At 61.6% G+C, this 17,592-nt stretch carries 14 protein-coding genes; 10 read left to right on the forward strand and 4 right to left on the reverse strand.

Annotation, left to right across the window (positions count from 1 at the left end):
- Window positions 1-103 precede the first annotated feature (103 nt).
- Window positions 104-703, forward strand: a complete 600-nt coding sequence (locus V6F91_RS08500) for a response regulator transcription factor (protein WP_332763440.1) — start codon at window positions 104-106, stop codon at window positions 701-703.
- Window positions 704-721: 18 nt separating this feature from the next.
- Here the strand turns inward: V6F91_RS08500 and V6F91_RS08505 are convergent, their stop codons facing one another.
- The 4 genes from V6F91_RS08505 to V6F91_RS08520 form a co-directional block, all read right to left on the reverse strand.
- Window positions 722-1,090, reverse strand: a complete 369-nt coding sequence (locus V6F91_RS08505; protein WP_332763441.1) for a fe2+ zn2+ uptake regulation protein — start codon at window positions 1,088-1,090, stop codon at window positions 722-724.
- Between the two features lie 92 nt (window positions 1,091-1,182).
- On the reverse strand, window positions 1,183-3,420 hold the full coding sequence (locus V6F91_RS08510; protein WP_332763442.1) for a TonB-dependent siderophore receptor: 2,238 nt from the start codon (window positions 3,418-3,420) through the stop codon (window positions 1,183-1,185).
- 110 nt (window positions 3,421-3,530) lie between these two features.
- Window positions 3,531-3,932: a ParB N-terminal domain-containing protein gene (locus V6F91_RS08515; RefSeq protein WP_332763443.1), complete on the reverse strand. Its 402-nt coding sequence runs from the start codon at window positions 3,930-3,932 to the stop codon at window positions 3,531-3,533.
- Window positions 3,933-3,955: 23 nt separating this feature from the next.
- Window positions 3,956-4,846: a CoA ester lyase gene (locus tag V6F91_RS08520; RefSeq protein WP_332763444.1), complete on the reverse strand. Its 891-nt coding sequence runs from the start codon at window positions 4,844-4,846 to the stop codon at window positions 3,956-3,958.
- A gap of 614 nt (window positions 4,847-5,460) precedes the next feature.
- On the opposite strand from V6F91_RS08520, the gene V6F91_RS08525 reads away from it, so the two are divergent.
- The 9 genes from V6F91_RS08525 to V6F91_RS08565 all read left to right on the forward strand — a co-directional run bounded on the left by V6F91_RS08525 (window position 5,461) and on the right by V6F91_RS08565 (window position 17,535).
- Window positions 5,461-6,855 carry a Y4yA family PLP-dependent enzyme gene (locus V6F91_RS08525; RefSeq protein ID WP_332763445.1) on the forward strand — a complete coding sequence of 465 codons (1,395 nt, stop codon included), beginning with the start codon at window positions 5,461-5,463 and terminating at the stop codon, window positions 6,853-6,855.
- A gap of 13 nt (window positions 6,856-6,868) precedes the next feature.
- Window positions 6,869-7,912, forward strand: coding sequence for a PLP-dependent cysteine synthase family protein (locus tag V6F91_RS08530; RefSeq protein WP_090284111.1), 1,044 nt, complete (start codon window positions 6,869-6,871; stop codon window positions 7,910-7,912).
- A 28-nt stretch (window positions 7,913-7,940) separates the two neighbouring features.
- Window positions 7,941-9,101, forward strand: coding sequence for an NAD/NADP-dependent octopine/nopaline dehydrogenase family protein (locus tag V6F91_RS08535; RefSeq protein WP_332763446.1), 1,161 nt, complete (start codon window positions 7,941-7,943; stop codon window positions 9,099-9,101).
- Window positions 9,102-9,137: 36 nt separating this feature from the next.
- On the forward strand, window positions 9,138-10,988 hold the full coding sequence (locus tag V6F91_RS08540) for an IucA/IucC family protein (protein ID WP_332763447.1): 1,851 nt from the start codon (window positions 9,138-9,140) through the stop codon (window positions 10,986-10,988).
- A gap of 13 nt (window positions 10,989-11,001) precedes the next feature.
- A complete protein-coding gene (locus V6F91_RS08545) occupies window positions 11,002-12,243 on the forward strand; it encodes an MFS transporter (protein WP_332763448.1) in 1,242 nt (413 codons plus the stop codon).
- A 15-nt stretch (window positions 12,244-12,258) separates the two neighbouring features.
- A complete protein-coding gene (locus V6F91_RS08550) occupies window positions 12,259-13,443 on the forward strand; it encodes an aminotransferase class V-fold PLP-dependent enzyme (protein ID WP_332763449.1) in 1,185 nt (394 codons plus the stop codon).
- 86 nt (window positions 13,444-13,529) lie between these two features.
- Window positions 13,530-14,045: a sigma-70 family RNA polymerase sigma factor gene (locus V6F91_RS08555; RefSeq protein WP_332763450.1), complete on the forward strand. Its 516-nt coding sequence runs from the start codon at window positions 13,530-13,532 to the stop codon at window positions 14,043-14,045.
- Window positions 14,046-15,023, forward strand: a complete 978-nt coding sequence (locus V6F91_RS08560) for a FecR family protein (RefSeq protein ID WP_332763451.1) — start codon at window positions 14,046-14,048, stop codon at window positions 15,021-15,023.
- Between the two features lie 97 nt (window positions 15,024-15,120).
- Entirely contained in the window at window positions 15,121-17,535 is a 2,415-nt protein-coding gene (locus tag V6F91_RS08565) for a TonB-dependent receptor (protein WP_332763452.1), read from the forward strand.
- The last annotated feature ends 57 nt before the right edge of the window (window positions 17,536-17,592 follow it).

Raw genomic sequence — 17,592 nt, forward strand, 5'->3', positions numbered from 1 at the left:
TTGTGCAGCGTTCGTCAGTTTCGGAAGCAGCCTACAGGCAACCTTCGCGTCCGATGCTAAGGTGCCAGCCTTGATTAACGCTTGACCCAGGGAGGGTCGCGCCATGGCATGCCGGATCATCATAGCCGACGATCACCCACTGTTTCGCGAAGCGATGTTGCGCACTGTGCAGCGCTTGCTGCCCGAGGCGACTATCGACGAGGCCGGTGACCTCGACGCTGTCACCGCGCTGCTGGGCAGCGAGCCGGATACGTTGATACTCGACCTGCGTTTTCCGGGTTTGACCTGCATTACCCAACTCGCCGAACTGCGCCGACGCTTGCCGCGCACCACGCTGATCGTGGTGTCGATGGTCGATGACCAGGCGCTGATCAGTGAAGTCATGAGCGCGGGCGTTGACGGTTTCATCGGCAAAAACATTGCACCGGACGAAATCGGTCAGGCGATTCTGGCGATCCGCGCGGGCGAGGTATTGGTGAAGTTTGCCCCGTCAGGCTTGCTGCCGCTGGAACCCGCCAGCGCCCTCACCCCTCGTCAGCAGGAGGTGTTGCGGCTGATCGCGCAAGGCAAGACCAACAAGGAAATCGCCCGTGAGCTGGACATTTCACCCTTCACGGTGCGCATTCACGTGTCTTGTTTATTACGCGCCCTCGATGTGCCTTCCCGGGCTGCTGCCGCCGTGAAGTATGTCGGGCTGGTGTAGGCGCAGCGTGTCCGGCGCCTACAAGCAATGGTCGTGTTGCTGCAGGATGGCCCGGGCTTGCCGGGTGAAGCGGTAGTTCTTGTCGTATTCCAGGGTGATCAAACCTTCAAGGCACAGGCGCTTGAGCACTTCACGCACACTGATGAACGACAACTGCGGTGACGACGAAGCCGCCCATGCATACACGCCATTGACGCCCGTTGAATAGCCGTCACGGCTGGCAAGCATCAATGCATTGAGCACCTTGAAGCGGATCAGGCTGCTACGCAGTCCGAAGTGGCTCAGCAATTGACGAATATGTTGATTGGCACTGCGATCGAACTCGCACGGCAGCGGGGAGGATGCGGGCCGAACGGCAAGCGCCGCAACGCCGGGATTGTTCAACATGACGAATGCTCCTTTTCCGAGATGCTCAAACCGCTCTCTCTATATAGAAGAAGCAGTCGCCGGATGACCAGGCGACTGCCCCGCTGCTGTCATCAGAAATCGACGGTAGCCGACAATTGCAGCGTGCGTGGATAGCCCGGCGAGAACGCGCCGTAGGAAGCCACACCCGACCAGTATTCGCGATCAAAGACGTTCTGCACCGTGGCGCGGAACGTGGTCGGCCGGCCTTCGATTTTCGTTGCATAACGCGCACCGGCATCGAAACGGGTCCAGGCATCCAGTTGTTGCGTGTTGGCCTGGTTGACGTATTGGCGGTCGGTGTAGATCGCCCCGCCGGTCAGGGTGAAACCTTCGAGCCACGGCGTATCCCATTCGGCCCAGAGGTTGGCCTGCACGTCCGGCACGCCGACCGGTTTGTTGCCGCGATTGGCCGCTGTGGCCGAATCGGTCAGCTCGCCGTCAAGCACGGTGACGCCGCCCATCAGGCGTGTGCCTTTGGCGACTTCGCCGTACATGCTCAACTCGACGCCGCGGTTGCGTTGTTCGGCCTGCACCGAAAACACATTGCCGGCGCCGATTTCGCCGCTGGGCTTTTCGATCTGGAACAACGCCAGCGTGGTCATGAACGTGCCATGTTCATATTTGACGCCGATTTCATGCTGCTTCGATTCGTACGGGGCGAAGGTCTCGCCCGCGTTGCTCGCAGTGCCCGGCGCGATGTCGCCTTTGGACAGGCCTTCGACATAGTTGTAGTACAGCGAAACGTCTTGCCACGGCTTGACCACCACACCCACCAGCGGCGTCGTCGCGTTATCACTGTATTTGGAACTGACCGCACCGGCGGCGTTGTAATTGCGCGACTCGATGTCCTGACGGCGTACGCCGAGGGTCAGCTGGAAGCGGTCATCGAGCATCGACAAGGTGTCGGTCAGCGCCACGCCGGACAGCTCCGACTCGGACACCCGTTGAACCTTCGGCGAGCTGAGGTACTGCTGCGGCACGTCGACCGGGTGATAGATGTTCGACAGGATCGCGGTGCCGTTGGTGATTCCGCGTGACAGCTCATCCTGATAACGGGTGGCCATGATCGTCGTGGTGTGGGTGATCGAGCCGGTGGCGAACACGCCGCGCAGGCCGACATCGGCAGTCGAGCGGTCGACATTGAATTTGTAGTAACCCGGAATGTTGCTGGTGTCGCCGGCGTCATTGAGGATTCTCGGCACCTGATCGGACAGGCGCTTGACGTCGGATCGGCCACCGCCGGCGTGAGCGAACACGGTGACGTTATCGCTCAGGTCATATTCGCCACCGAGCAGCGCCGATTGTTCCTTGGTGTCCGACCAGCCCCAGTCCTGCGGCAGGTTGGTGCGGCCGTTCGGCGCCGACGGCACGTCGACACCCGGTGCGATGGTGAAGGGCCGCGAGGCGCCTTCCCAGCTCTCTTTCTGACTGATGTAGTCGAGATTCAAGCGCAGGCGCTCGCCGCGATAATCCAGGGCTATGGCGCCGACGCCGAGGTCGCGGTGCTGATCATCGACCGCCGTGTCGCCGCCTTGCAGGTTGCCGTTGAAACGCACGCCGAACTGGTTCTCCGAACCGAAGCGCCGGCTCAGATCCAGATGCCCGCCAACCTGCGAGTCGGATGCGTAGCTGCCGGTGAATCGGGTCAGGTCTTCGTCCAGCGGACGCTTGGGCACGATGTTGATTACCCCGCCGACGCCACTGTTCGGCGAAATGCCGTACATCAATGCGCCGGGGCCCTTGAGGACTTCCACCCGTTCGGCGTAATCGGTGAATACCCGATAGTTCGGCGCCACGCCGTAGACGCCGTCGAACGCCAGCTCACCGAGGTTGCCTTCGCCAATCGGGAAGCCGCGGATGAAAAACGAGTCGACGATGCCGCCCGTCTGGCCGGTCGAGCGCACCGAAGGGTCGCGTTCCAGCGCATCGGCGACGGTCACGGTCTGCAGATCGGCGAGGGTTTTTGCGGTGTAACTGGTAACGCTGAACGGCGTGTCCATCACGTCCTTGTTGCCCAGCATGCCCAGCCGTGCGCCTCGTGCCACCTGGCCGCCGGCGAGGGTTTCCGGCAACGCCGTGGCGCTGTTGTAACGAGCGTTGATGTTGGTGGTATCGAGGGTCAGCGCGTCCTTGCTGTCATCGGCCGGCGCGGTGGGCGCGGCGTTCGATGTCTGGGCGGCGACGTCTGTCTGCCCAAAGCCGGCGGCCCAGGCATTGGCGCTTCCTGCGACCAGAACGAAATTCAGCATGGCGGTACGCACGGCGAGTGTTAACACCCGCTCACCGCAAGGACGACTGACAACAGGCATGACGTGAGGATCCTTTTCATCGAGGGAAAATGGTAATCACTCCTATTGCCAGTCGATTTGCGAAAAAGTATCACCCGCAGTCAGTTTTATTTTTTTGCACCCGCTGCGGGTCAGACGTACAGGCGCTCCAGCGGTATCGCCACCACCGGCAACGCCGGGTCAAAGGCGTGCCGGGTGGTCTTGTACGGGAACATCTCGCCACGGGCGATGGTGCGGAAAATCCGCTCCACCTCGAACACCTGCCCGGTCTTCCAGTGCCGCACGCAGACCCGTGGATCGCCGTAATCGAGCTGGATGCACGGCACCCGCTTGAGGCCCAGTTGCAACGCCGCGGTGAAGCGGTGATTGCCATCCATCACGATGCCGCGCGAGCGCTCGACGATGATCGGTTCGAGCCAGTGCCCGGCGCGGACAATCGACTCGCGCAGCAACGTCACGTTGGCCGGATCGACCTGCTCGGACTGCAGCACTTCGCCGAGCGGCCGCAGCGCAATCTGATAACCGTGTGCCATGGTGATCTCCTGTGCACCGTGATTCAGCAGGCATCGGCGCGAACAACCGGCGCGTGCTGCCGGGCGACGTCGAGCAGGCGCTGGGCGTGTTCGATCAACGGCAGATCGACCATCTCGCCATCGACTTGCACCGCATGGCTGCCCGTGGCCACGGCGCGCATCACCCGGTCGGCCCAGGCCAGTTGCCGCGAATCCGGCAGGAAGGCGCGTTGCACCGTGGCCAGTTGGCCGGGGTGGATGCACAGCTTGGCGCCGAACCCCAGCGAGCGAGCGTAATGCGCGTCTTTGGCAACCACCGCCAGATCGCTGATCGCCGGTGTCACGCCATCGATCGGCGCTGGCAGATCCGCGGTGCGCGACGCCAGCACGATGCGGTTGCGCGCGAACAGAAACGCCTCGGGAATCTGGCTGCAATCGATGTCCAGAGCGAAATCCAGCGAGCCGAACGCCAGTCGCGCCAAGCCGGGAATCGCGGCAATCGCTTCGACCTGTTGCAATCCCTTGGCGGTCTCGATGATCGCGACAACGTGCAACTGCGGCTGCCACGCCAGAAGGCGCTCGACCACCGCCGCCAACGCCTCGGGGCATTCGGCCTTGGGCAGGAAAATCCCGCTGCAGCGCTCGGGATAGCGCATGTCGCTGAGCCAGGTCAGGTCCTGGCGAAACAGCGCACTGCTGACGCTGTTCAAGCGGATGTAGCGCGCGCAGGCAACGCTCGGCGTGCTCTCCTGCCACGCCCAGATGGCGGCGCGGGCGGCGGCCTTGCTGTCCGGATGAACGGCGTCTTCGAGGTCAAGAATGATCGCGTCCGGCCCTGCTTCGACCGCTTTGGCAAAGCGCTCGGGACGGTTGCCCGGCACGAACAGGTAGCTGATCGCGCGCCGGGTTTTGCAGTTGAGTCGATCCGATTGCATGGCGTTGCTCCTTGGTGTGAACCAGTCGTGGTTTGGGAAGATTCCCGCAGCCCTTGAACGGGGTTACTCGCCTGCCGTTGCGGGGCTTGTCGCGACAACCGTTAACGCCTTTTCTATCAAGCAATTAACCGTTGTTTTTATTTGCGGGCGAACGAGTCCTTGAGCGTGTAAATACACGTTCATGGGTTCGCCTTGCGCTGGGCTTTATTCAAAAATATTTGAAAACCTTACTTGATAATCGTTCCTGTTCGCAATATTGTTCACGCCGCCAACAGGAACTATCTGCGTTTCAAAGCAAGTCAGTGACACCTGGAAAATACCGATTAGCTGATGTCACTTGAACATCAGTACTGGTATTCCAAAGAGTATTGGCCGAGAACTAATGGCCAGTTAGCACATTCGTGCAAACCTTATGGATCGGGGTTCTTATGCAAGCGCTTGATGAATTATTTATGACGCCGGGTATTTCGGATCCAGAACTTGCGTTCATTTGGCATCCGCCACCCGTTGAAATAAAAGCTCGTATCTGACGAGCAGCGACACTTCATGAATCGATAACGGCTTGTTGTCGACATTGCTATGGCGAAGTTATTTTTCCGCGCCAGAGGTTAACTATGCCTGGAATAAATACCGCAACTTCCGAGCAGGACAATAAAGTCCATCATCCGCTCATGTTACAGCCATTGATCGACCCGATTATTGCCACATTTATCAAGCACTTCCCGAATACACTTGGCGATTTGCTGGAACACCACGGATCACCTCTGAATCTGGTCTGGCCGCATGCGTTTGAAGCGAATACACAATCGTTGGTGAATGTGTTGAAACGGTTCAACATTGCCTACGCAATCTTCTATGGCGCCAAGGCCAACAAATCGCAAAGCCTGCTCGGCGCCGCCGCCAATTCAGGCATTGGTGTCGATGTGTCGAGCCTTCACGAACTGCAGGACGCGCTACACGCTGCCATCCCCGGCGAGAAGATCTGCGCCACCGGACCGGCGAAAACGGCGCTGTTCCACCAGGCGCTGATCAGCGCGGGTTCACTGATCTGCCTGGACTCGCTGGAAGAATTCGACCACCTGCGCAGCGTACTGAAAGCGCAACCAAGCCCCGTAAAATCAAGGGTTCTGCTGCGTTACCGGCCGAAGAACAGCGGCACAAGCCGTTTCGGAATGGGTGCTGAAGAGCTGCTCGAATGCCTGCAACGACTGATCGCACACCCTGAGATTTTCCGCTTCGAGGGGTTTCACTTTCACCTCGGTGGCTACGGCTTCGAATCCCGCGCACAAGCGTTTCGCGAAGTCACCGGATTCGTCGAAGCAGCACGGGAAATGGGCCTCGATCCGCAGATGATCGATATCGGCGGTGGATTACCGATTCGCTATGTAGAGCCACAGACCTGTGCCGGCTTCCTGCGAAACGACAATAACCCGAGCCACTACTACAACCAGAAAGTTCCGGCCGATTATTACCCTTACGGCAGCGACCTGGCGGCGTCGCAGTGGCTGACATTGTTCCTCGAAGCTGAACATTCGCCGGGACTGTCAATTGCCGCTTACTTGCGGGAGCAGTCAATAACACTGGCACTGGAACCGGGACGAAGTCTGGTGGACCAAGCGGCGATTTCGGTCTTCCGCATCACCCGTACAAAAAAGCTTGCCGACAACAAAACCGTCATCTTTGTTGAGGGCAGTAGTTTCAGCGCCTGCGAAACCTGGTTCGCCTCGGAATATCTGGTAGATCCGCTATTGATCAGCCCAGAGCCACGCCCCGCCGCCCCGAGCCAGGCCTTTATTGCTGGGCATAGTTGTCTCGACGACGACGTCATCAGTTATCGCTTGATCAACTTCGCAACACCCCCCGAAAGCGGCGACTTATTGGTTTACATCAATACCGCCGGCTATCAGATGGACTTGCTGGAAAACCAGTTTCATCGCCATCCCCTGCCCCGGCGGTTAACGGCAACCTGTTGTACGGAAGGTAATTACGCGTTCACACCTGACTACTGAAGGGACTAACTAAATGATCTTGAATAAAGTTTCCGATCTTATCGGTAATACACCGATGCTGGCTATCGATGTACCGGATACCAACGCCCGGTTGTTATTGAAAGTTGAAAAGAACAACCCCGGCGGCAGCATCAAGGATCGCATGGCGCGCAACATGGTGCTGGCGGCACTGAAGTCCGGGCGCCTGAAACCCGGCGGCGTGGTGGTCGAGTCGTCGTCCGGCAACACCGGGATCGGTCTGGCCATGGCGGCGGTCGAGTTCGGTCTGCACTTCATCGCTGTGGTCGATCACCACGCCGCGCAGGACAAGATCGCGGTGATGAAAGCGCTCGGCGCCGAGGTTCGTTTCGTTAAAGGCACCTACCGCGAGGATGAAGTCGCCGTAGTCGAACGCCAGCGCATGGCTGCCGAACTCGCGACGGAAATTCCCGGCGCGGTGTTCATGAACCAGTCTGACAATGCCGCGAATGCCGGCGGCTACAGCGACTTCGTCCGCGAAACCGTGGCCCAGGCCGAGGGCCTGATCGGTGCGTATGTCGGTTGTGTCGGCACGGGCGGTTCGATGACCGGCATTGCGCGCGGCCTGAAAGTGCACAACCCCGACACCGTAACCGTCGGCGTCGAACCGGCCGGTTCGATTGTGTTCGGCCATCCCGGCTATCCCTACTACCAATCGGGCACCGGCACTCCGGCCGGCGACACCGTGGGCCTGGTGCTCGATTACAGCTGCATCGATCTGGGTGTGCAGGTCACCGACTCGCAAGCCTTCGAAACCGCACGTTACATCGCCCGCAACTTTGCCTTGCTGGTGGGCGGTTCGACTGGCGGGGCGATTTTCAAGGCGCTCGAGCTGATTCACAAAGGTGTGCTGCGTGGCAATGTCGTGGTGCCGATTGCCGATGGCGGCGAGAAATACCTGCACACCGTATTCGACGATCAATGGCTGCAAGAGCGCGACCTGCTCGATCCGGGCATCGGCGCACAACTGGACATCTGGCTGGGCAAGACCCAATGGCTGGAATCCGTTTCCGCGCCGCTGCAACTGAGCGTCGCATGACCCACCCTTCACACAGGAACGCCTCTCGATGAATCTGTTGAAAGTCGCCATCTGTGGTGGCGGCAGGACCGGCCATCTCAACGCCATTCTGTTCAAGCAACTGGCCGATGTGCAGGTGTCGCTGCTCACCCACAACCCCGAGGTCATCGAACAGCACGCGCGGCAGACGCCGATGCAAGCGCTGTTGCCGGATGGCTCGTCCCTGAGCGCCCGCCTCGACCGGGTCACGGCGGATGCACGTAGCGCGGTGGAAGATGCCGATCTGGTCATCATCACCGTGCCCGCTCACGTGCGCCAGCAAACCCTGCAAGCCATCGCACCGCACCTGAGTGCGAGCAAACCGGTGTACGTCGGCGCGATTCCGGGCTTCTGCGGGTTCGACTGGCTGGCCGAGGCGACGCTGCCCGAGCGGCCGAATGTGGTGATCTGGGGCATGAAGGATGTGCCGCACACCGCGTTCGAGCTGAGTCCGGGGCGCTCGATCAAAATGGGCGGTGGCAAAAGCCAGCTGTACGTGGCAACCCACACCCGTGAATCGCAGGCGTCGCGGCATCAGCTCCAGGCCATTCTTACGCGTCTGTATGGCCCCTGCGTAACGCTGCTCGAGCACTATCTGGAAATCACCCTGACGCCGGGCAACCCGATCATGCACAGCTCGGTGATCTACGGCTTGATCGGCCCGTACGGCCAGTGGCATCGCAAGATCTTCCCGCAGCGCATGTGCTGGTGGACCGAATGCCCGGAGCTGGGCGCGTACTTTCTCGAGCGCATGGACGAGGAAAGCCAGGCGCTCTGCGCGGTGATCAGCCAGCGTCTGGGCATTGACCTGTCGTCGGTGAAATCGCTGAAGCAGGAAATCGTCGAGGCCTATGGCGAGCAGATCCGCGACACCAGCAGCATGCTTTCGATCCTGCGCACCAATCAGGCCTACAACGACATTCTCGCGCCAATGGTGCCGGCCGCCGACAACCGCGCCGGCTACGTGATCGAACGCGAAAGCCGTGCCTTCAACGAAGACGTCGCCTATGGCCTGGTGCTGTTGGTGGAGATGGCCCGGCGCTTCGAAATCAAGGTGCCCCACATCGAGGAAGTCCTGCAGTGGAGCGTGGCTTATATGCACGGTCTGCGCGACTCGGCCCTCGACTATTTCCCGCGCCGATGGCCACACACGGCCAGCGCTGCGGCATGACTTTTTCACTCATTTTTCGACGAGCAGACTGCTGATATGGATGACTTCAAGACACTGATCGCCTACTCCCGCCGCAACGCCATGCGCCGTCTGGTGCGTTGCCTGTTTGCGGAAAACATTCTCGACCGTGCGGCCCTGAGCTTTTCCGCTGGCGGCAATCAGGCCACTTACCCGCTCAAGGGCGGCCGCGCGCACCTGGCGTTTTCCGACATTGCCAAAGGCCCGGCCGACACCATCGTTAATGACGGTGAGGTGGTGCTGGTCACCGACGAAGGCGTACGCCAGACCATCACCAGCCATCAGGACATGCTCGATGTGCTGCGCGAAAGCTTCGACTTCGCGCCGACCGACGAAGGCGTGGCCGGGCTCAAGGCCGACATGGAAAACAGCCTGACCAACGACGCTCACGCCCGGCAGCACCGTCAGCAGTGGAACGCGCGGCTGCACCAAGCCGCGAAGGATCATGGGCTCGACAGTTTCACCGATTACCTGCGCCAGCACGCGAGCACCAAAGACGCGGCGATCTTGCTCGACCAGTGGGGCTCGCTGGAAGGTCATCCGTATTACCCGACCTGGAAAGCCCGGCCGGGCCTGAGTGATGAGGAAGTCGCGCAACTGTCCCCCGAGTTCAACGCGCAAGTGCCGCTGCGCATCGCCGCGTTGCGCGCCGAACATGCGCAAAGCGAAAGCATGCCGCATGTGAGCAGCTACCACGACTGGTTCGCCGCTAACTTCCCCACGCAATGGGAACAATGGAAAGCGGCGCTCAACCACAAGGGTCTGGATGAACGCGAATGGCTGCCGCTGCCGATCCACGGCTGGCATTTGCAGGCCTACGTGCTGAAGACCTTCGCCGCAGAAATCGAAGCAGGGATCCTGATCACCGACGGCCCGGACCTTGTGACGCTGCCGACTATGTCCTACCGCACAATGATGCCGGTTCTGGACGTTTGCGCGCCGCTGATCAAGCTGCCGATCGCCGTGTGGATGACCAGCGAACTGCGCAGCCTGCAAGCCAAGTCGATTCACATGGGGCCGCGCATCAGCGCGGTGATCAGCCAGATTCTGCGAGCCGAAAACGGCTTCGACCAACGCCTGGAAATCTTCCCGGAAGAGATCGGTGTGCGCTACAAGAACGCCGTGACCCAGGACGATCACCCCGGCCGGCATTTGTCGGTGGTCTATCGCGCCAGTGCACCCGCGTTCGAACGCGCCGATGCTTGCCTGCCGATTACCGTGGCGTCGCTGTTCACCCGTTTGCCCGGCAACGGCCGGCCGCTGTTCACCGACCTGATCGAGCGTGACGGCGTACGCGCAACTGCCGCGCAGGTGGAAAACTGGTACCGCGAATACGCGAAAGTGGTCACTCACCCGGTGGTGGCGATCTATCTGCTGTATGGCATCGGTCTGGAAGCGCATCAGCAAAACACCATGGTGCTGTTCTCTGCCGACGGCAAAGCACGTAGTCTGCTGATCCGCGATTTTGGCGATGGCCGCACGTATGCGCCGCTGCTCGAAGGTCGCGGCTACAGCCTGCAACCGCACGTCCAGCCGGGTATCCTGCCAACGGTGTTCAGCGGCGACATCGAGCCGGTGCGCATGTTTGTCCTGGACGCGGCGTTCCTGACGCATCTGCATGAACTGGCCCTGTGGCTGACCAAGGAGTATGGCTTGCACGACACGCGACTCTGGCAAATCCTGCGCGAGGAAACCGACCTCGCCTTCGACGCGGTGCGCGAGCGCGTCGCGCCGCAAATCTGGGAAACCGAGCACCGCGCGTTCGTCGAAGAGCCCTGGCCGACGCGTTCGTTGCTGCGCATGCACCTGATGCAGTACAGCAACTACCGTTTGCAACACACCCTGACCAACCCGCTCGCCAGCGTTTAACCGAGGCCGACTCATGTCCCATGCAGGTGCCATCCAGGGTTCACGCGTTCGAATCCTGATTTATCTTCTGTTCGTGATCCAGCTGGTGTCGATGGGCGCGATGGAAATGAGCGGGCCGTTCTGGCCTGTCCACCTGCGTGGGCTGACAGACTCCGAAACGGTTTTCAGCTTCGCCAGCATCGCCGTGTATGTCGGGCCGATGCTGGGGATTATTCTGACCAGTGCCTTCTGGGGCCGCATCGGTGACCGCTACGGTCACAAGCTGATGATGATCCGCGCGCTCGCCGGGTTGTCGTTGACCCAGTTGGGGCTGGCCCTGTTCAGTGATATCTGGGCCATTCTGATTCTGCGGTTTCTGCAAGGCGCCTTCGCCGGTTATATCGCCCCGGCGCAGGCGTATGGCGTGAGTATCGAAGCGCCGTCGCGACGGGCGCGGCTGTTCGCGATCCTGCAGATCTCGACCAACGTCGGCTCGCTGCTAGGGGCCGTGGTCGGCGGGCTGATCCTCGATTACGCGACATTCTTCTGGATCAACATCATCGCCTCGGCACTGTGCGCGGTGTGTACGGTGATCGCTGCGGTGACGCTGCCGGACGTGCCGCCAGTGAAGAAAGCCGTGGTCAGCGAAACTGCCACGCCCGCGCGCCGCGCCAGTCTCTGGCAAGGTTCGCCGCTGCTCTCGCTGCTCGGCGTGATGGGCATTCTGCTGCTGGCGCGCATGCTGCCGCAGACGTCGTTTTCGCTGTACGTCAGTTCGGTGTTCGAGGTGAGCAATTCGGTGGTCGGCCTGTGTTACGGCTTGCTGGCGCTGGGCTTCATTCTGTCGGCCACAGCGTGGTCGCGCTATTTCGAGCACCGTGGCCAGCAGGACACCTTGCAGCGCATGACCTACGTGGTGATCGGCTGCATCGCACTGACCGCAGTCGCAGGCGTCACGCGTAATCCGCTGGTGTTTGTCGTGGCCTATTTCATCTGGGGCGTACTGCTGGGCGCAACCACCCCGGTGCTGATGGCGCTGATCTCGAAAACCGCCGACAGCTCGCAACAGGGGCATGTGCTGGGCATTGCTCAGGGCACCGCGCAATTCGCCTCGATTGCCGGTATATCGGCTGGCGGCCTGCTCAGTCAGGTCTACGGTTTGCAGTACACCTACCTGTTCGTGTGCCTGGCCTATGGGGTCGCGCTGATCCCGATTGTCGCCCTGCGTTACTGGCCTGCGGCGATGCAACCGAGCGCCGCACCGCCCGCGGACTGAGCAAGGAGTGATGGTTTGGACATTGAACAACTGCGCGCCGACACTCCCGCCGTCGCGCAACTGATCCACTTCAACAATGCCGGCGCGGCGCTGATGCCGACGCCGGTGATCGAGGCCGTGACCCGGCATATCCAGCTCGAAGCCAGCCTTGGCGGCTATGAAGCCGCCGGGCGCCAGGCGGCCGAGATCGAGCACGTCTACGGCTCAATCGGGCGCTTGCTCAACGCCGCACCGGATGAAATCGCGGTGACCGAGAACGCCACCCGTGCCTGGGACATGGCCTTCTATTCCCTGCCATTGCAACCGGGCGATGTGCTGCTGACATCGGCCACCGAATACGCCGGCAACTACATTCCGTATCTGCAACTGAAACAGCAGCGCGGTATCGAGATTCGCATCATTGCCAACGATGAACACGGCCAGGTCTCGTTGTCGGCGTTGCAGAAAATGCTCGAGGACGAGCGCGTGGCGCTGATCTCGCTGCCGGTCATCGCCACCAACGGCGGGCCGGTGCAGCCGATCGAACAGATCGGCGCCCTTGCCCGCGCGGCCGGCGTGCTGTTTCTGCTCGATGCCTGCCAGGGCGCCGGGCAGATACCGCTGGATGTGCAGAAGATCGGCTGCCACATGCTCACCGCCACCAGCCGCAAATACTTGCGCGGACCGCGAGGCATGGGCTTTTTGTACATCGAAAAAGCGCTGTGCCAGAACCTTGAACCGGTGTTTCTCGATTTGCATGCGGCATCGTTGCAAAGCGCCGACAGCTACACGGTCCGCGCCGATGCCCGACGTTTCGAAAACTGGGAGTGCAATGTCGCGGCAAAACTCGGCCTCGGTGCGGCGGTGGAGTACGCACTGGCGCAAGGCATTGAGCCGATGTGGCGGCGGATCCAGCAACTGGCCGATTATCTGCGCCAGTACCTGGGGCAGATCCCCGCTTTCACGCTGCAGGATCCGAGCGTGAACAGGTCCGGTATCGTCACTTTCAGTCACCGCCACCACAGCGCCGCGCAGGTGCAACAGTGGCTGGCCGGGCAGGACAAGCGCATCAACGTCAGCACTTCAACCTTTCGCTCGACCCTGCTGGACATGCAGCACAGGGACTTGCTGGAAGTCAGCCGCGCCTCGCTGCATGCCTACAACACCGAAGCGGAAATCGACGCGATGATTGCCGCGTTACGCGCTCTGCCGCGCCTTTGAAACGGCAGGCCAATCGGCGCTTGCGTCGCACAGGCGTTGTAAACTAGCATTGGGAATACTTCTCAATTGCATGAAAACCTGCAGCCATGAGCCAAACCCTTCCCGCGAATAACGACCAGCACCTGCGCGCGATCGAAGCCCTGTACAGCGGCCATCACGGCTGGCTGTACGCGACGCTGAGAAAAAAACTGGGTAACGCCATGGATGCGGCGGATCTGGCGCAGGACACCTTCACGCGCATCCTCGCCTCGCAGGTCACGGTGATCGAGCAGCCGCGCGCCTACCTGAGCTGTGTGGCCAAGGGCATTCTGGTCAACTGGTATCAGCGCAAGGCGCTCGAACGCGCCTATCTGGAGGCGCTCGCGCACTTGCCTGCGGCCGAGGTGCCGTCGCCGGAACTGCGCTTCATGGTGCTGGAAACCCTGCATGAAATCGACGCGATGCTCGATGCCCTGCCACCGCTGGTCAAGCGCGCGTTCCTGCTGTCGCAGATCAGCGGTTTGAAGTACGACGACATTGCCGAGCAATTGGGCGTATCGCTGATCACCGTCAAGCGCTACATGAAGCAAGCCTTCGTGCAATGCCTGTTGCTGGTGGAGTGAATGCTCGCCCGGCGCAATGAAGCGCAACCTGCTCCTCAGGCATTGGAAGAAGCCGCTGACTGGCTGATGCGCATGAGCGAGCGCGAACTGAGCGACCGCGAACGCGGCGAATGGGAATTGTGGAAAGCCAGCAGCCCCGAGCGCGCACGTGCCTGGGCGCGCGCGCAGTTGTTGCAGGGCAAACTCGGCGGCCTGCCGCCGTCCTTGGCCATGTCGGCCCTTGATCGGCCCAGCAGCCCGGAACGCCGCGCGGCGATTGGCAAACTGGCCCTGCTGCTGGCGTTGGCCCCGGCGAGCTGGGGTGGCTGGAAGCTGGCGCAGACCCAGCAATGGTCAGCCGATTACCGTACGGCCGTCGGCCAGCAACGCGAGCTGACACTCGCCGATGGCTCAAGAATCACCCTCAACACCGACTCTGCCATCGACGTACTGTTCGACGCCAGTCAGCGTCTGATCCACCTGCGCGAAGGCGAAATACTGGTGCAGACCGCAGCGGACATTTCCTCCATGGCGCGGCCGTTCGTGGTCACCACCCGTCAGGGCCGGATGCAGGCGCTGGGCACGCGGTTCACCGTGCGCGCGCTGCCTCCGCAAACCCACCTCGCCGTGCTTGAAGGCGCGGTGAAAGTCGAACTTGCGGACAATCGCCAGCACACGCCGCTGATCGTCAACGCCGGGCAGCGCACCGATTTCTCCTCTTCGACCTTTGGCGCGGTCAGTGCGACCGACCGTTACGCCGGTGCCTGGAGTCAAGGCATGCTGATGGCCGATAAGATGCGCCTTGCCGATTTCGTCGCTGAACTGACGCGCTATCGTCGCGGTTTCATCCGCCTCGATCCGGCGATTGCCGACTTGCGCATTTCTGGCGCCTACCCGATCAGCGACAGCCAGCGCACCTTGAACATGCTGGCGCAAACCTACCCGATTCTGGTCAGCGGCCACTTGAATGGCTACTGGGTCATGCTCTCCCGCGCCTGAGCGGAAAAATATTTGCCGCCGCGCTGATACTTTTTCCAATCTCGACTGGCTAAGGGGGAGATGCATTTTTTCGTCCTGTTCATAGGCTCATCCATCCATGCCCGCTGCACGCCTCCTGCGCCCGGATTGTCCGCTGAAACCCGCTATTCGCAGTGCGTTGCTGAGCCTTGTCCTGATCGTTGTCGCCTGCCCGCTGGCCGTCGCCGGCGAGCCTGCGCAACTGGATACGTTCGCCCTGCGTGCCTACGCCATTCCGGCCGGGCCGCTCGGTGCGACCCTGTCGAGTTTCGCCGTGGACGCCGGCATTGCCCTGTCGTTCCAGCCGGCGCTGACCGACGGCTTGAGCAGCCCGGCGCTGATCGGCCGCTACTCGACCCAGGAAGCGGTCAATCGCCTGTTGGCCGGCAGTGGTCTGGACATGGTGCGGCGCAGCGACGGCAGTTACACGCTGGTTGCGCGCCGGGTCACGCTGGATGAAACGGCGGTGATCGGCACCGAACGGCGTAGCGACGCGCTGCCAGCGGTGTATGCCGGCGGCCAGGTCGCCAGCGGCGGACGTCTGGGCTTGCTCGGCAACACCGATGTGATGGACGCGCCATTCAGCGTCAGCACTTACACCTCGGCGTTGATCAAGGATCAACAGGCCGTCACCGTTGGCGATGTGCTGGAACGTGACTCCTCGGTGCGCTCCACCGGGCAGACCGGCGGCATCGTCGACTCGTTTTTCATTCGTGGCTTTCCGGTGGGCGAAGGCAACCTGGGTGAACTGGCGTTCGATGGTGTCTACGGCGTCGCGCCGAACTACCGGGTATTTACCGAATACGCCGAGCGCATCGAATTGGTCAAAGGGCCCGGCGCCCTGCTCTACGGCATGTCCCCCAACAACGCGGTGGGCGGCGTGATCAACGTGGTGCCGAAACGTTCGCTGGACGAAGACTTGAGCCGTTTCACCGCCAGTTACGCGATGAATGCGCAGCTCGGCGGCCATGTCGATGTCAGTCGGCGTTTCGGTGAAGAACGGCGCTTCGGTGTGCGCATCAATGGCAGCACACAACTGGGCGACACGGCGATCGACAAGCAGTCGCGTCAGGTCAACATCGGCGCGATCGCCCTCGATTATCAAGGCGAGCGTCTGCGCACCAGCTTCGACTGGTTGCGGCAGAAAGAACGCTTCGATGCCGCCTCGCGGCCGTTTCTGATCGCCCCGGGCGTGGACATTCCCTCCGCGGCCAACGGCCGAACCAGCGTGAGCCAGGACTGGGGCTGGTCGAAAACCCGTGATACCTCGACGCTGCTCAGCGGCGAATACGACCTCAGCGATGCGCTGACGGTGTTCGCCCATGCCGGCGGCGGCAAGTCGGCGGTGGCGCGAATGTCCGACCAGACCCCGACCATCATCAACCCGGCTGGCGATACGTCTTCGACACCCGGTTATTACAAATTCGAGGTCAAGCGCTACACCGTCGACAGCGGTGCGCGGCTGCGCTTCGACACCGGGCCGGTCAGCCACCGCACCGCGGTGCAGGTCAGCCGATATCGCGATGTGTTGTCGCGGGGGATCATCTCCGCCGCGCCGATCCTGTCGAACATTTATCACCCCGTGGATCGCCCTGAGCCTTACATTCCCGAGCCGGCCACGCCGAAAGTCTCCGAGAGCGAACTGACCGGCGTGGCCCTCGCCGACACCCTGTCGATCCTCGATGACCGCGCCCAGGTGACCCTCGGCGTGCGCCAGCAGAACATCAAATCGGACAATTACAACGCCAGCGGCATGGTCACCACGTCCTATGACGACAGCCGCACCACGCCGCTGTTCGGTGCGGTCATCAAGCCCTGGGACCACGTCGCGTTCTATTACAACTATATCGAAGGCCTGAGCAAGGGCGACATCGCGCCCTCCACCGCGAGCAATGCGGGAGAGATCTTCGCGCCGTACGTATCGCGTCAGCATGAAGTCGGGGTCAAGGCCGACTACGGCAGCTTCACCTCGACCCTCAGTCTGTTCCAGATCACCAAGCCCAGCGGCGAACTGGCCGCCGGGGTGTTTTCGGTGCAAGGCGAGCAGCGCAACCGCGGCCTGGAGCTGAACGTGTTTGGCGAAGTGACGCCGGGCACGCGGTTGCTCGGTGGCGTGACGCTGCTGGACGCCGAACTGACGAAAACCGCCGTGGCCGGCAATCGCGGCAACAAGCCGGTCGGCGTGCCGTCGGTGCAGGCCAACCTCTGGGCCGAATGGGACACCTCGTGGCTCGAAGGGCTGACCCTGACCGGTGGCGCCATCCATACCGGCAGTCAGTACGTGAATCAGGCCAACACGCAAAAACTCGATGACTGGACCCGCTTCGATGTCGGTGCGCGCTACACCACGCGCATCGATGAGCAGCCGACCACGTTCCGCGCCACGGTGCAGAACGTGTTCGATCGAGAGTACTGGTCGGGCGTCGCCTCTTACGGCGCGTTCTCCCAGGGCTCACCGCGCACTTTATTACTGTCGGCGACTGTCGATTTCTGAAACGTTCAGCGTGGCGGCGGCAGGCGCCGTGGGCCGCGCTGACTTTGGCAAAGGTTG

Source organism: Pseudomonas koreensis, from assembly GCF_036668835.1.
Lineage (GTDB): Bacteria > Pseudomonadota > Gammaproteobacteria > Pseudomonadales > Pseudomonadaceae > Aquipseudomonas > Aquipseudomonas koreensis_I.